Here is a 13,918-nt window from a genome sequence, read left to right as displayed (position 1 = left end):
CTTACGCCTTCGCCGCGGCGGCCTGGAGCTGCGCCTCGACCGTTGCCTTGAGCTCCTGCCAGGAGACGATGAACTTCTCGACGCCCTCGGTCTCGAGCTGCTCCGTCACCTCGACGTAGCTGACGCCGACCGACTCGAGCTGGTCGAGCGTCGTGTTGGCCGCGTGCGCCGTCCCTGCGACGGTGTCGCCGGTGATGACACCGTGATCAGCGACGGCTTCGAGCGTCTTCTCCGGCATCGTGTTGACCGTGTTGGGTGCAACGAGTTCCGTGACGTAGAGCGTGTCGGGCAGTGCCGGGTCCTTGACGCCGGTCGAAGCCCACAGCGGGCGCTGGACGTGCGCGCCCTCGTCGAGGAGCAGCTTCGCCCGTGCGCTCGAGAACTCCTCCTCAAACGCCGCGTAGGCGAGGCGTGCGTTGGCGAGCGCCGCGAGGCTCTTGAGCGCGATGGCTTCCTCGCGGCCGTCTGCCACAAGGCGCTTGTCGATCTCGGCGTCGACGCGCGACACGAAGAAGGATGCGACGGATCGGATGCCGGAAAGGTCGTGACCGCGCTCACGCGCCTGCTCCAGGCCGGAGAGGTACGCGTTGACAACCTCGCGGTACCGGCTGAGGCTGAAGATGAGGGTCACGTTGACGCTGATGCCGGAGGCGATGACCTCGGTGATCGCGGGAAGGCCCTCGACGGTCGCCGGGATCTTGATCATCGCGTTCTTGCGGTCGACCGTCGCCCAGAGGCGCTTGGCCTCCTCGATCGTCGCGGCGGTGTCCCGAGCGAGCTCGGGGGAGACCTCGATCGAGACGCGTCCGTCGAGCCCGTCCGTCGACTCGTAGATGGGCAGGAACAGGTCGCAGGCCGAGCGGACATCGTCGGTCGTGATCTCGAAGATCGCCTCGTCGACGCTCGCGCCGCGCGCCTGGAGTTCGGCGACCTGCGCGTCGTACGCCTCGCCCTTGCTGAGCGCGCCGGCGAAGATCGTCGGGTTGGTCGTAACGCCGACGATGCCTCGCTCGGCGATGAGCCGCTCGAGTGCACCCGACTGGAGGCTGGACCGCGAGAGGTCGTCGAGCCAGATGCTGACGCCGGCCTCGGCGAGCGCTGCGGTTGGTGTGGAAGTCATTGTTGGTGGTCCTTCGCGTAGCTGGTGAAGAAGTGCGGGGGTCTGTTGCGGTGTGCGCTAGTGAGCCAGCGACTCGAGCGCCGCGTCGACGACGGCTTCTGCGGTGATCCCGTAGGCCTTGTAGAGCTCCGGCTGGTCTGCGGATGCGCCGAACGTCTCGATGGAGATGCTGCGGCCCTTGGGGCCGACGAACTGCAACCAGGGGAGTGCAAGGCCGGCCTCGATGCTCACGCGAGCCTCGACTGCCGATGGGAGGACGTGCTCGCGGTATGCCTCGTCCTGCTCCGCGAACCATTCGAAGCTCGGGACGGACACGACGCGCGTCGGGTGTCCCTGCTCCTGCAGCCGTTCGCGGGCTTCGAGCGCGTACTGCACTTCGGATCCCGTTGCGAGGACGATGACCTCAGGCGTACCGCCCGCGGCCTCGGCCAGGACGTACGCGCCGCGCTTGGTTCCTGCGGCGGAGGCGAACTCCTGCTCGGTGGCGTCTCCGGATCCGCGTGCGATCACGGGGAGGTCCTGACGGGACAGGATGAGGCCGGTGGGTCCGCCGTGGCGGCTGACCGCTTCAAGCCAAGCGGCAGCCGTCTCGGGTCCGTCAGCCGGGCGGACGACCGCGAGGTTCGGGATCGCACGGAGGGCCGTCAGGGATTCGACCGGCTGGTGCGTCGGCCCGTCGCCGCCGAGGGCGATCGAGTCGTGCGTCCACACGAAGATGGACGGAATGTTCATGAGCGCTGCGAGGCGTACCGACGGGCGCATGTAGTCGCTGAACATCAAGAAGGTGCCGCCGAAGGCGCGCGTCTTGCCGTGGAGCGTGATGCCGTTCAGAATCGCGCCCATGGCGTGCTCGCGGATGCCGAAGTGCAGAACCCGCCCGTAGGGGTTGCCGGTCCAGCTCGACGTGGAGAACTGCTCGGGGATGAACGAGGGCGCGCCGTTGATGGTGGTGTTGTTCGAACCGGCCAGGTCGGCGGAACCGCCCCAGAGCTCGGGGAGCTTCGCGGCGAGCGCGTTGATCGCGTCGCCTGATGCCTTGCGAGTCGAGACCTTGACGACACCTGCATAGTCGGGAAGCGCCTCAGCGAGGCCCTCGGGAAGCTCGCCGGCTTCGAGACGATCGAAGAGCGCGGCACGGTCTGGGTTGGCACTGCGCCAGGCGTCGAAGCCCTCCTGCCATTCCGCTCGCACCGGGGCGACGCGGTCTGCGAGTCCCCTCGTGTACGCGAGCACATCGTCGGCGACCTCGAAGCTCTGCTTCGGGTCGAACCCGACGAGGCTCTTGACAGCTTCCAGTTCGGTCTCACCGAGCGCCGAGCCGTGGATTCCGCCCGTGTTCTGCTTGGTGGGGCTCGGCCAGCCGATGATGGTGCGGAGGACAATGATCGAGGGGCGACCGGTCTCCGCCTGTGCCGCGACGGTCGCGTCGTGGAGCGCCGCGAGGTCCTCGTGGTACTGCTCGCCGGCGGTCCAGTCGACGGTCTCCACGTGCCAGCCGTAGGCCTCGTAGCGCTTCGCGACGTCCTCGGTGAAGGCGATGTCGGTGTCGTCCTCGATAGAGATCTGGTTGGCGTCGTAGAAGACGATGAGGTTGCCGAGCTGCTGGTGGCCGGCGAGGGAGGAGGCCTCGCTCGTCACGCCTTCCTGGAGGTCGCCATCGCTGGCGATGACGTAGACCCTGTGGTCGAAGGGGCTCTCGCCCTCTGCCGCCTCTGGGTCGAACAGTCCGCGCTCGTAGCGCTGCGCGTAGGCGAAGCCGACGGCGGATGCGAGGCCCTGGCCGAGCGGTCCCGTCGTCATCTCAACGTGGTCGGTGTGGCCGAACTCCGGGTGGCCTGGCGTCTTCGAGCCGTACTGACGGAGCTGCTTCAGGTCCTCGAGCTCGAGGCCAAAACCGCCGAGGTAGAGCTGGCAGTACTGCGTCAGAGAGGAGTGACCGGCCGAGAGGATGAAGCGGTCGCGGCCGATCCAGTTCGGGTCCTTCGGGTCGACCCGCATCACGTGCTGGTACAGGAGGGTGGCAAGGGGGGCGAGGCTCATGGCCGTGCCGGGGTGGCCACCCTTCGCCTTCTCAACTGCATCTGCCGCCAAGATCCTGGCTGTGTCGACTGCACGTCGATCGAGCTCGGACCACTCAAAATTCGTCACACTGCGTCCCGTCGTCGTTGGGAAAGGGCCGCCTCACAGCCTATCGCCACGCGGCACTCCATCGGGGGGAACCGCACGCAGGAGACGGTCATGTTTCTGATTGCGACGAGTCTCACGGCGGCGCTCGAACCCTGTGACGAGCCCCGGTGGGCGAGTGCTGGGCCCAGTTGCCAGCCGGAGCGCATAGAATTGCCAGGAGATTTCGAGCGAAGAGGACTTGGTGGCTTTGTCTGTCGATGAACTAGTGGCTGTCGCACCCCCGCAGCGAGTGTCCTTCGGGCGCAAGGCTCGGGCCTACGTGGCACTGACAAAGCCTCGAATCATCGAGCTCCTGCTGATCACGACGGTGCCGACGATGTTCCTCGCTCAGGGTGGCGTGCCGAACCTCTGGCTTGTGCTCGGAGTGGTCCTCGGTGGCGCGATGTCGGCCGGGAGCGCGAACGCCTTCAATTGCTACATCGACCGCGACATCGACCGGCTCATGAAGCGCACCGCCAAGCGCCCGCTGGTGACCGGTGAGCTCTCGGACCGCGAGGCGCTCGTCTTCGCCTTCGCCCTCGGCATCCTGTCGACCGTCGTGCTCTGGTTGGTCGCGAACCCACTCACCGCGGCGCTCTCGGTCGGCGCGATCCTGCTCTACGTCGTTTTTTACACGATCGTGCTCAAGCGCCGCACCGAGCAGAACATCATCTGGGGCGGCGTCGCCGGGTGCATGCCCGTGCTGATCGGTTGGGCCGGAGTCACGAACTCGCTGAGCTGGGCGCCTTTCGTGCTCTTCGCGATCATCTTCCTCTGGACCCCCGCGCACTACTGGCCGCTGTCGGTCAAGTACCGCGACGACTACGCCAAGGCCAGCGTGCCCATGCTCTCGGTGACCGAGGGCGAGCTCTCGGTCTCACTGCAGACGGTGCTGTACGCGTGGGCGACGGTCATCTGCTCGCTGCTCCTCGTCCCGATCGCGGGCATGGGGTGGCTCTACACTTCGGTCGCAGTGCTCTCCGGTGGCTGGTTCCTGTACGAGGCACACGTGCTTTACTACCGCACGATCACCGGCAAGGGCGGCAAGCCCATGAAGGTGTTCCACCTCTCCATCACGTACCTCACGCTTGTCTTCGTGGCCGTGGGGATCGACCCGCTGCTCTCGTAGCGCACGGCAGAGCGCGCAACGCACGTCAGGCGCAGCAGAGGGCCCCGGTGAGAATACTCACCGGGGCCCTCTGCTGCGCGTCCTGCCCCGAGGGGCCAGCACTCAGACGAGCTGGGGGCGTCCCTCTCGCCTGGTGGTCGCGACGGCCGTCGTGGCGACCGCAATGGTCGTGACGGAGAGCACCATGTGCACGATGACCAGGGGGACCGGGAGTCCGGTTCTCGCCTGCCAGATGCCGACGGCGGCCTGCGCGACGATGAGCGCGAGCAGCCCGAGCGAGACGCGACGCGTCTTGGGGAAGCCGCGCACGGCCGCAAGCACAGCGAAGATCAGCGAGCAGGCCAGCAGCACGTAGGCGGGCCAGGAGTGGACGTGCTGCATGACGACGGGGTCGAGCCCGTTTCGGGACGCGGCCGAATCGCCAGCGTGTGGGCCGGACCCCGTGGTCAGTGCCCCGACGAAGACTGTCACCCAGACCCAGACGTTGACGACGATGCTGAGCGTCAGCACGAACCCGGCCCTACTGACGTCGAGACGGGTGCCGACCTCCGGCACGGGCTCGCCGCTTCGCACTCGGAAGAGCAGCACCGCGGCGATGGCGACGATCAGCCCGGAGATCATGAAGTGCAGTCCGACCACATCGGGGTTGAGCCCGGTGAGTACGGTGATGCCGCCGACGATGGCCTGGACGATGATCAGCACGCCGATGGCGAACGCCGGCACGGCCAGGCGCATCCCGGTTGGGCGGACCCTGAGGACGGCGAGGAACAGCAGGAGGGCGATGATGCACAGGATGAACGTCAGCAGCCGGTTGCCGAACTCGATGACGCCGTGAATGCCCATCTCGGGCGTGTTGATCAGCGATTCGTCGGTGCAGTACGGCCAGGTCGGGCAACCGAGGCCCGAGCCCGTGAGCCGCACGAGACCGCCGGTGCCGACGATGGCGATGTTCGCCACGAGGCTCGCCCACGCCAGGAAGCGCGTATACCTCGTAATGCGCGTCGGCATGAGTCGCGAGCGGAGGGTCTCCGCGCGTGGGGGACGGACTGGAGCGACTTGCGCGGTCACGATTGCCTTTCAGACGCCGAGCGTGTCTGGCGTAGGATAGAAGTTGTTGTCTTCGCTCGGGACGTGTGCCCGAATCGCGGCGCAGGGAACAATGGAGGCCCCTCGCGGGTTCCATTCTACGAGAGGTAGACGCACGTCGTCTGCCGAGCAGTCGCGGGCCCACTGGCCGAAGACCCCACGCACGAGACGATCGACGGCGACAAGCCCGAGGCGCGGACGTGCGTGCAGAACGACTTCAGAGATGAGAGAGACGAGGCAGACATGTCAGATGTCCTGATCGATCGCCCAGAACTCGAGGGCCTCGGCCGCTACGAGTTCGGCTGGGCTGACTCCGACGTTGCGGGATCGTCCGCGAAGCGAGGCATCAGCGATGCAGTCGTCGCCGACATCTCGCGCCTTAAGGAAGAGCCCGAGTGGATGCTGAAGACGCGTCTCAAGGGCTACAAGATGTTCGAGCGCAAGCCCATGCCGAACTGGGGAGCTGACCTCTCCGGCATTGACTTCGACAACATCAAGTACTTCGTGCGCTCGACGGAGCAGCAGGCACAGACCTGGGAAGACCTGCCCGACGACATCAAGAACACCTACGAGAAGCTCGGCATCCCGGACGCCGAGCGCCAGCGCCTTGTCGCCGGTGTCGCCGCGCAGTACGAGTCCGAGGTCGTCTACCACCAGATCAACGAGGAGCTCGAGAAGCAGGGTGTCATCTTTATGGACACCGACACCGCCCTTCGCGAGCACCCCGAGTTCTTCGAAGAATACTTCGGCACGGTCATCCCCTCGGGCGACAACAAGTTCGCGGCCCTTAACACCGCGGTGTGGTCAGGAGGCTCCTTCGTGTACGTGCCGAAGGGCGTCCACGTCGAGATCCCACTGCAGGCCTACTTCCGCATCAACACGGAGAACATGGGCCAGTTCGAGCGCACGCTGATCATCGCCGACGAGGGCAGCTACGTGCACTACATCGAGGGCTGCACGGCTCCGATCTACAAGTCCGACTCCCTGCACTCCGCGGTCGTCGAGATCATCGTGAAGAAGAACGCCCGCGTTCGGTACACGACAATCCAGAACTGGTCGAACAACGTCTACAACCTGGTCACCAAGCGCGCGATCGCCGAAGAAGGCGCGACCATGGAGTGGGTCGACGGCAACATCGGCTCCAAGGTCACCATGAAGTACCCGTCGATCTACCTGGTCGGCGAGCATGCCAAGGGCGAGACCATGTCCGTCGCGTTCGCCGGCCCCGGCCAGCACCAGGACGCCGGCGCCAAGATGATCCACATGGCGCCGTACACGCAGTCGTCGATCACGTCGAAGTCCATCGCGAGGGGAGGCGGGCGCGCAGGCTATCGAGGTGAGGTGCGCATCGATGCCAAGGCGCACCACTCGTCGAACAGCGTCGTCTGCGACGCGCTGCTCGTCGACACCCAGTCACGATCTGACACGTACCCGGCGATCGACATCCGGGTCGACGACGTGCAGCTCGGGCACGAGGCGACGGTGACCAAGGTGTCCGAAGAGCAGCTCTTCTACCTCATGAGCCGCGGATTGCCCGAGACCGAGGCCATGGCCATGATCGTGCGCGGCTTCATCGAGCCAATCGCTCGAGAGCTGCCAATGGAATACGCGCTGGAACTCAACAAGCTCATCGAGATGAGCATGGAAGGATCGGTCGGCTAGATGACGACGCAGGTGACGAGCGAGCAGGCAAGCCCGCTCGGTCTCAACAAGCACAGCCACGGGCCAGGCTCCGAGGTGCCGGTGCAGACGAGGTCAGAGCGGTTCACCTCCTACGACTTCGCCGACTTCGCCCCCCTCAGCGGCCGCGAGATCGAGTGGAAATACACCCCCGTCGCGAAGCTCGATGCGCTCATCAACGGCGAGCTGACGGGCGGCCGCTCTGAGCTCGAGTTCCAGGAGACCGAGGGCGTCAGCGTCTCGTGGATTCCGCGTTCCGACCCCCGAGTCGGATCTGCCGGCAAGCCCGAGGACCGCGCCTCCGCGAACGCCTGGAGCCGCTTCGAGGAGTCGCTGCTCGTCGAAGTCTCCGGCGAAGACGACAAGCAGTTCGTCCTCGACCGCAAGGGCTTCGGCTCGAAGGCTACGGCGGCTCACGTCGTGGTCGACATCAAGCCGCACGCCAGGGGCCTCGTCATCCTGCGCCACACGGGGGAGGCGACGGTCGCAGAGAACGTCGAGATCCTCGTGGGCGACGGTGCGAACGTCACGGTCGTCTCCATGCAGGAATGGGACGACTCAGCACAGCACCTGTCGACCCACTTCGTCTCCGTCGGACGCGACGCGTTCGTGAAGCACATCGTCGTCTCGCTCGGGGGCGGCATCGTCAGGCTCAACCCGACGCTGCAGCTCAACGAGCAGGGCGCCGACGGTGAGCTCTACGGCCTTTACTACTCCGACGCCGGCCAGCACCTCGAGCACCAGGTCTTCGTGGACCACAACGCGCCGCACACCAGGAGCCGGGTGAACTACAAGGGCGCGCTCCAGGGCGAGGGTGCGCGGGCAGTCTGGATCGGCGACGTCCTCATCCGCCGCAACGCGCCGGGCACCGATTCCTACGAGCAGAACCGCAACCTGGTGCTCTCCGAGGGCACGCGGGCAGACTCGGTCCCCAACCTCGAGATCGAGACCGGCGACATCGAGGGCGCGGGCCACGCGTCCGCGACCGGCCGCTTCGACGACGAGCAGCTCTTCTACCTGATGAGCCGTGGCATCTCCGAGGCCATGAGCCGCCGCCTGGTCGTGCATGGCTTCCTGAACGAGATCGTCCAGCAGATCGGCAACGAGGAGATCGCGACGCACCTGCGCGATGCGCTCGAACGCGAGCTGAACGAGGGCGCGAGCCCGCTGCTCGTCGCGAAGCGATGACCTCGGTGCGTCTCTGCGCGGCAGACGACGTGAAGGTCGAGGCGCCGCAGCGCTTTGAGATCGAGGGCCAGGCCGTCTGCGTCGTCCGCGATTCGGCGGGGGAGCTCTACGCGCTCGGAGACCGTTGCTCGCACGGCGACATCTCGCTCGCCGAGGGTTTCGTGGAGGACGACTCGATCGAGTGCTGGGCGCACGGCTCCCAGTTCTCGCTCAAGACCGGCTGGCCGCGAACCCTCCCCGCTTACGAACCAGTGCCCGTGTACCGAATCCAGGTGCAAGAGGGCGACATCTACATTGACCCCACTCCAATCTTCGAGGAGAAGAGCTAGCACATGTCCACGCTGCAGATATCCGACCTCCACGTCACGGTCGAGACCGACCAAGGCACCAAGGAAATCCTCCGCGGTGTCGACCTGACGATCAACAAGGGCGAGATCCACGCCATCATGGGCCCGAACGGCTCGGGCAAGTCAACCCTCGCCTACACGATCGCGGGCCACCCCAAGTACGAGGTGACCAGCGGGTCGATCACGCTCGACGGCGAGGACGTCCTCGAGATGTCCGTCGACGAGCGCGCCAAGGCCGGGCTGTTCCTTGCGATGCAGTACCCGGTTGAGATCCCGGGCGTCACTGTCGCCAACTTCCTCCGCACCGCGAAGACGGCCGTCGACGGCGAGGCTCCGGCGCTCCGTCCCTGGCTCAAGGAAGTCAAGGCGTCGATGTCCGCGCTCCGGATGGACCCCGTGTTCTCCGAGCGCAACGTCAACGAAGGCTTCTCGGGCGGCGAGAAGAAGCGCAACGAGATCCTCCAGCTCGAACTCCTGAAGCCGAAGTTCGCGGTGCTGGACGAAACCGACTCCGGCCTCGACGTCGACGCGCTTCGCATCGTCTCCGAGGGCGTCAACCGCGTCAAGGAGAACACCGGCCTCGGCGTCCTCCTCATCACGCACTACACGCGCATCCTTCGCTACATCAAGCCGGACTTCGTGCACGTCTTCGTCGCGGGCAAGGTCGCAGACCAGGGCGGACCCGAGCTCGCTGACCGCCTCGAGAACGAGGGATACGACCGCTACCTCGCGCAGCAGGTCGAGGCGTAGGATCTCGCCATGGCACTGACGACACTCGAAGCGACGCGCTACGACGAGATCGAAGAGGCCCTCAAGGAGGTCGTCGACCCGGAGCTCGGCGTCAACATCGTCGACCTCGGGCTGATCTACGACCTGAACTGGGACGACGACTCCGACGCTCTGGTCATCTCCATGACGCTCACCTCCGCGGGATGCCCGCTGACCGACGTCATCGAGTCCGAGACCGCCCAGGCGCTCGAGGGCACCGTCGAGCGGTTCGTCATCAACTGGGTCTGGATGCCGCCGTGGGGCCCAGAGAAGATCACCGATGACGGCCGCGACATGATGCGCGCGCTCGGCTTCAACATCTGACGAGCTCCGTCACCGGACGAGCCCCGCTTCGGCGGGGCTCGTTCGCGTCTCGTCTAGACTGGGCAGGTTGTCGGCTGTCGCCCGGTTCGCCGCTCGCCGCGCCCCACCACCAGCACACCGCCGTCGCGCGGTCTGCCCACACCCCACTGAATGGAATCTCTTCGTGCTCGCCGTACATGACCTCGAAATCACCATGGGTGCCCGCACCCTCATGTCGGGAGTCAACTTTCGCGTTGCCGCTGGCGACAAGATCGGGCTCGTCGGCCGCAACGGCGCCGGCAAGACCACGCTGACGAAGATCCTCGCGGGGGACACCCTGCCGACGGCCGGCAAGATCGAGCGACGGGGCGAGATCGGCTACCTGCCCCAGGACCCGCGGAGCGGGGACCCCACGCAGACGGCGCGCACGCGCATCCTCGACGCCCGAGGGCTCGGCGAACTCCGCCTGGGCATCGACGCGGCCACGGTGGCCATGGCGGACGGCACGCCAGCGGAGCAGGACGCTGCGATGAAGAAGTACTCGCGTCTCGACGACCGCTTCCTCGCGCTCGGCGGCTATGCGGCCGAGGCAGAGGCCGCTGCTATCGCGAGCAACCTCAAGCTGCCAGACCGCATCCTCGACCAGGAGCTGCAAACTCTCTCCGGCGGCCAGCGACGCCGCATCGAACTCGCGCGCATCCTCTTCTCCGGCGCCGAAACGATGCTGCTCGACGAGCCCACCAACCACCTCGATATCGACTCCGTCATCTGGCTTCGCGAGTTCCTCAAGGGGTACGCGGGCGGTCTCATCGTCATCTCTCACGATGTGGAGCTCGTGGGCGACACAGTCAACCGGGTCTTCTACCTCGACGCAAACCGACAGGTCATCGACGTCTACAACATGGGCTGGAAGCACTACCTCCGCCAGCGCGAAGCCGACCAGGAGCGACGCAAGAAGGAGCGCGCGAACATCGAAAAGAAGGCGAGCGTGCTGCAGCAGCAGGCCGCCAAGTTCGGCGCGAAGGCAACCAAGGCGACCGCCGCCCATCAGATGGCGCGTCGTGCGGAGAAGATGCTGTCTGGGCTCGAGGAGGTCCGCGTCGCCGACCGCGTCGCGAAGCTCCGGTTCCCGACCCCGGCAGCATGCGGCAAGACCCCGCTGCGTGCGTCGAATCTCTCCAAGTCCTACGGCTCGCTCGAAATCTTCACCGCGGTCGATCTCGCGATCGACCGCGGATCACGGGTTGTCATCCTCGGCCTCAATGGCGCGGGTAAGACCACGCTGCTGCGGATGCTGGCGGGCGTCGACGAACCGGACACGGGCGCCCTCGAGCCCGGACACGGCCTCAAGATCGGCTACTACGCCCAGGAGCACGAGACGCTCGACGTCGCGCGAAGTGTGCTGCAGAACATGGTGAGCGTCTCGAGCCACCTGACCGAGACCGAGGCGCGCAAGGTGCTGGGATCGTTCCTCTTCTCCGGCGACGACGTGCACAAGCCGGCAGGAGTGCTCTCCGGAGGCGAAAAGACGAGACTCGCACTCGCGATGCTCGTCGTCTCCAGCGCGAACGTGCTGCTCCTCGACGAGCCGACGAACAACCTCGACCCGTTGAGCCGCGAGCAGATCCTGGATGCGCTCGCGCACTACGAAGGGTCCGTGGTGCTGGTCAGCCACGACGAGGGCGCCGTCGAGGCACTCAACCCCGAGCGAGTGCTCATCATGCCGGACGGCGTGGAGGACCACTGGACTCCCGACTACTTCGACCTCATCACGATGAACTAGCGATCTGCACTCGCTGCACCACGAAGCGCACGGTCCCAGGCGGGACCGTGCGCTTCGTCACACGTGCGTAATCCTGGGCGCTCACGCACCTGCGCGGTCGAGAATCTCGTCCTCGATTTCAGCATCGGTCTTGCCACGCCGCCCGGCGCGCTCCTGTTCTTTCGCCAGCGCCCGGCGCACCTTCGGGTCGTCGGGGTTGCGTTCCCGGTACTCTGCGCGCAATCCGAAGATCAGACCAAGCAGCGCGATGATCGCGAAGATGATCCACTGGAAGGCGTAGGACAGGTGGTTTCCCTCGCTGAGCGCAGGCTTGGCGGTCAGCGCGCCGGTCTCGGCAGTCGGGCGCTCGGCTGACAGCAGGCCGTACGCCCCGGTGTAGACCCGATCGGCCCCGAGCGCTTCGGCGAACTGGGGGAGGTGGATGGTCGCAATCTGGCCGGCCGGTGCGCTGCGGCCGGGGATTTCCGGCTCGCCGGGCTTCAGCCGAGCCACGACCGTGACCTCGCCCTCAGGTGCGGCCGGCACGTGGTCGGGGGAATCCTGCGCGTCCCCCGTGGGGATCCAGCCACGATTCACCACAAACACCTGACCGTCGGAGGTCTCGAGTGGGGTGAGAATCTCGAACCCCGGCAGACCGTTGTGCGGGCGGGACCTCGCGAGGAGCTGCTCCTCCTCGAGATACTGACCCTGCAGGAGCACGGGCGTCCACTCCTGGTCGATCGAGAAAGCGTCGAGGGTCGGCAGCTCGTCCGCGATGGGAACGGGCTCACGGTCAAAGTTGCCGGTGATGCGGGCGTTCTCGGAGACGCGCTCGTCACGTCGCTCGAACTGCCAGTGGCTGAGGAAGCCGCAGGCGATGGCGAAGACGATGAGCAGCCCGAGGTAACCGAGCCAGCGCGTCGACAGCGCGAACTTCCAGCGGCGCTCGCCGCTCACGTGGTCCCGCCCGCGTGGTCGAGGGACGTCGCCGACATCGCGGCGCGCGTCACCGGGAAGTCACGCTGTCGGAGGAAGCCCTCGAGGTACTCTGCATGGTCGTCGCACGCCAGCCAGACCTTGCGACGGGCTTCGTCGTGGATGCGCGGGTTGCGCCAGAGGAGGCGTGTCGTGGCGTCAGCGACGCAGCCGGCTCGAGAACACCGAGGCGCGCCGTCGCCCGCCGCGAGACCGCCGTGCTGCAGGGCCCCGAGCAGGTCGAAGTCATCACGCATCCGGCGTTCCTCTGCGCTGCAGGAAGTTCGGCCGCTCCACCTTCCGCGTGCGGCGCTGGGTCGCCGCGTTCGCGATGACGACGGCGAAGTAGGGCAGGAAGATGGCTCCGGCGGCGAAGACGAACATCCAGGGTCCCCGCACCCAGATGAGCGCGACGAAGCAGGCCACCCTGATGAGCATCATGATGGTGTACTTCCGCATGCGGGCAGCGCGCTCGTCGTACTCGCTGTCCGCCATAGACGTGACGTTCGTTGTGGTTGATCGCACGGTGGCAGGTGCTCCTCTCGGCGATCTGCTCAGCTTACTCCTCGCCCCTAGACTGGAGCGAACCGTCTCAAGGGAGCAGCATGACCCAAAGAACCGTCCTCGTCACGGGTGGAAACCGTGGCATCGGCTACGCCATCGCCGCGCACTTCGTCAGCCTTGGGCACCGCGTCGCGGTGACCTCTCGCTCGGGAGAGGGCGGGCCGGAAGGCTCCCTCACCGTTCAGGCTGACGTCACCGACGCCGCGAGCGTCGACGCCGCATTCACAGCTGTTGAACAGGAACTCGGCGCCGTGGAGGTGCTGATCGCGAATGCCGGCATCACCAAAGACAACCTGTTGCTGCGCATGTCCGAGGACGACTTCCAGCAGGTCATCGACACGAACCTCACCGGCGTCTTCCGTGTGCTGAAGCGCTCCTCGAAGGGGATGCTCAAGTCCCGGTTCGGGCGGGTGATCTTCATCTCGAGCGTCGTCGGGCTCTTCGGCTCGCCGGGACAGCTCAACTACTCCTCCGCGAAGGCCGGCCTGGTGGGCATGGCCCGCTCGTTGACCCGCGAGCTCGGCTCACGGGGCATCACGGCCAATGTCATCGCGCCCGGCTTCATCGAGACCGAGATGACGGCGGTGCTCCCCGAGGAGACAAAGAAGGAGTACCTGTCGCAGATTCCGGCCGCCCGCTACGGGAGCGTCGATGAGATCGCGAAGACCGCGGCCTGGCTCGCGAGCGACGACGCCGGCTACATCTCCGGTGCCGTCATCCCCGTCGACGGCGGACTCGGCATGGGGCACTAGTTGTATTGCCTCGGGACGTTGTGACCGGCTGACGTAAACGAAAACCTCCGTGCAGGATGTGGGTTACCACACTCACCA

Annotated in this window: 14 protein-coding genes; 8 read left to right on the top strand and 6 right to left on the bottom strand. The window is 66.3% G+C overall.

All coding sequences use genetic code 11. The features are described from left to right. Position 1: 1 nt before the first annotated feature. Entirely contained in the window at positions 2-1,120 is a 1,119-nt protein-coding gene (tal, locus tag ACPYN9_RS02935) for a transaldolase (RefSeq protein ID WP_424463767.1), read from the bottom strand. Between the two features lie 57 nt (positions 1,121-1,177). Next, complete coding sequence (gene tkt / locus ACPYN9_RS02930; RefSeq protein WP_424463765.1) at positions 1,178-3,268, bottom strand: transketolase; 2,091 nt, start codon at positions 3,266-3,268, stop codon at positions 1,178-1,180. Between the two features lie 244 nt (positions 3,269-3,512). Between tkt and ACPYN9_RS02925 the strand changes: the two genes are divergently transcribed. Further along, positions 3,513-4,415, top strand: coding sequence for a heme o synthase (locus ACPYN9_RS02925; RefSeq protein ID WP_424463763.1), 903 nt, complete (start codon positions 3,513-3,515; stop codon positions 4,413-4,415). Between the two features lie 102 nt (positions 4,416-4,517). Here ACPYN9_RS02925 and ACPYN9_RS02920 read toward each other — a convergent pair whose 3' ends face one another. Beyond that, on the bottom strand, positions 4,518-5,423 hold the full coding sequence (locus ACPYN9_RS02920) for a COX15/CtaA family protein (protein WP_424463761.1): 906 nt from the start codon (positions 5,421-5,423) through the stop codon (positions 4,518-4,520). Between the two features lie 321 nt (positions 5,424-5,744). On the opposite strand from ACPYN9_RS02920, the gene sufB reads away from it, so the two are divergent. The 6 genes from sufB (at position 5,745) to ACPYN9_RS02890 (ending at position 11,570) form a co-directional block, all read left to right on the top strand. Further along, positions 5,745-7,163 carry a Fe-S cluster assembly protein SufB gene (sufB, locus tag ACPYN9_RS02915; RefSeq protein WP_424463759.1) on the top strand — a complete coding sequence of 473 codons (1,419 nt, stop codon included), beginning with the start codon at positions 5,745-5,747 and terminating at the stop codon, positions 7,161-7,163. Then, positions 7,164-8,369 carry a Fe-S cluster assembly protein SufD gene (sufD, locus tag ACPYN9_RS02910; protein WP_424463757.1) on the top strand — a complete coding sequence of 402 codons (1,206 nt, stop codon included), beginning with the start codon at positions 7,164-7,166 and terminating at the stop codon, positions 8,367-8,369. It begins immediately after the preceding gene. After that, positions 8,366-8,698, top strand: a complete 333-nt coding sequence (locus tag ACPYN9_RS02905) for a non-heme iron oxygenase ferredoxin subunit (RefSeq protein ID WP_424463756.1) — start codon at positions 8,366-8,368, stop codon at positions 8,696-8,698. The genes sufD and ACPYN9_RS02905 overlap by 4 nt, the downstream gene beginning before the upstream one ends. Positions 8,699-8,701: 3 nt before the next feature. Beyond that, positions 8,702-9,466 (top strand): Fe-S cluster assembly ATPase SufC, encoded by a 765-nt coding sequence (gene sufC, locus ACPYN9_RS02900; RefSeq protein ID WP_424463754.1) that lies wholly within the window; start codon positions 8,702-8,704, stop codon positions 9,464-9,466. A 9-nt stretch (positions 9,467-9,475) separates the two neighbouring features. Then, a complete protein-coding gene (locus ACPYN9_RS02895) occupies positions 9,476-9,808 on the top strand; it encodes a metal-sulfur cluster assembly factor (RefSeq protein WP_424463752.1) in 333 nt (110 codons plus the stop codon). Between the two features lie 163 nt (positions 9,809-9,971). After that, entirely contained in the window at positions 9,972-11,570 is a 1,599-nt protein-coding gene (locus tag ACPYN9_RS02890) for an ABC-F family ATP-binding cassette domain-containing protein (protein WP_424463750.1), read from the top strand. Positions 11,571-11,651: 81 nt separating this feature from the next. On the opposite strand, the gene ACPYN9_RS02885 is transcribed toward ACPYN9_RS02890, so the two are convergent. The 3 genes from ACPYN9_RS02885 to ACPYN9_RS02875 are packed head-to-tail and all read right to left on the bottom strand — an operon-like array spanning position 11,652 to position 13,049. Beyond that, positions 11,652-12,506, bottom strand: a complete 855-nt coding sequence (locus tag ACPYN9_RS02885) for an SURF1 family protein (RefSeq protein WP_424463749.1) — start codon at positions 12,504-12,506, stop codon at positions 11,652-11,654. Beyond that, the gene (locus ACPYN9_RS02880) at positions 12,503-12,781 is read right to left on the bottom strand and encodes an acetone carboxylase (protein WP_424463747.1); all 279 of its coding nucleotides are present in this window, start codon (positions 12,779-12,781) and stop codon (positions 12,503-12,505) included. Before ACPYN9_RS02880 ends, ACPYN9_RS02885 begins: the two co-directional genes overlap by 4 nt. Further along, positions 12,774-13,049: a DUF3099 domain-containing protein gene (locus ACPYN9_RS02875; protein WP_424463745.1), complete on the bottom strand. Its 276-nt coding sequence runs from the start codon at positions 13,047-13,049 to the stop codon at positions 12,774-12,776. The genes ACPYN9_RS02880 and ACPYN9_RS02875 overlap by 8 nt, the downstream gene beginning before the upstream one ends. 80 nt (positions 13,050-13,129) lie before the next feature. On the opposite strand from ACPYN9_RS02875, the gene ACPYN9_RS02870 reads away from it, so the two are divergent. Continuing rightward, complete coding sequence (locus tag ACPYN9_RS02870) at positions 13,130-13,840, top strand: beta-ketoacyl-ACP reductase (RefSeq protein WP_424463744.1); 711 nt, start codon at positions 13,130-13,132, stop codon at positions 13,838-13,840. Positions 13,841-13,918: the final 78 nt, after the last annotated feature.

The sequence above is a fragment of the Pseudoclavibacter helvolus genome (assembly GCF_049707175.1).
Taxonomy (GTDB): Bacteria; Actinomycetota; Actinomycetes; order Actinomycetales; family Microbacteriaceae; genus Pseudoclavibacter; species Pseudoclavibacter helvolus_A.
Note: the sequence above shows the minus strand (reverse complement) of the source record. Positions and strands in the feature narration are given on the sequence as shown.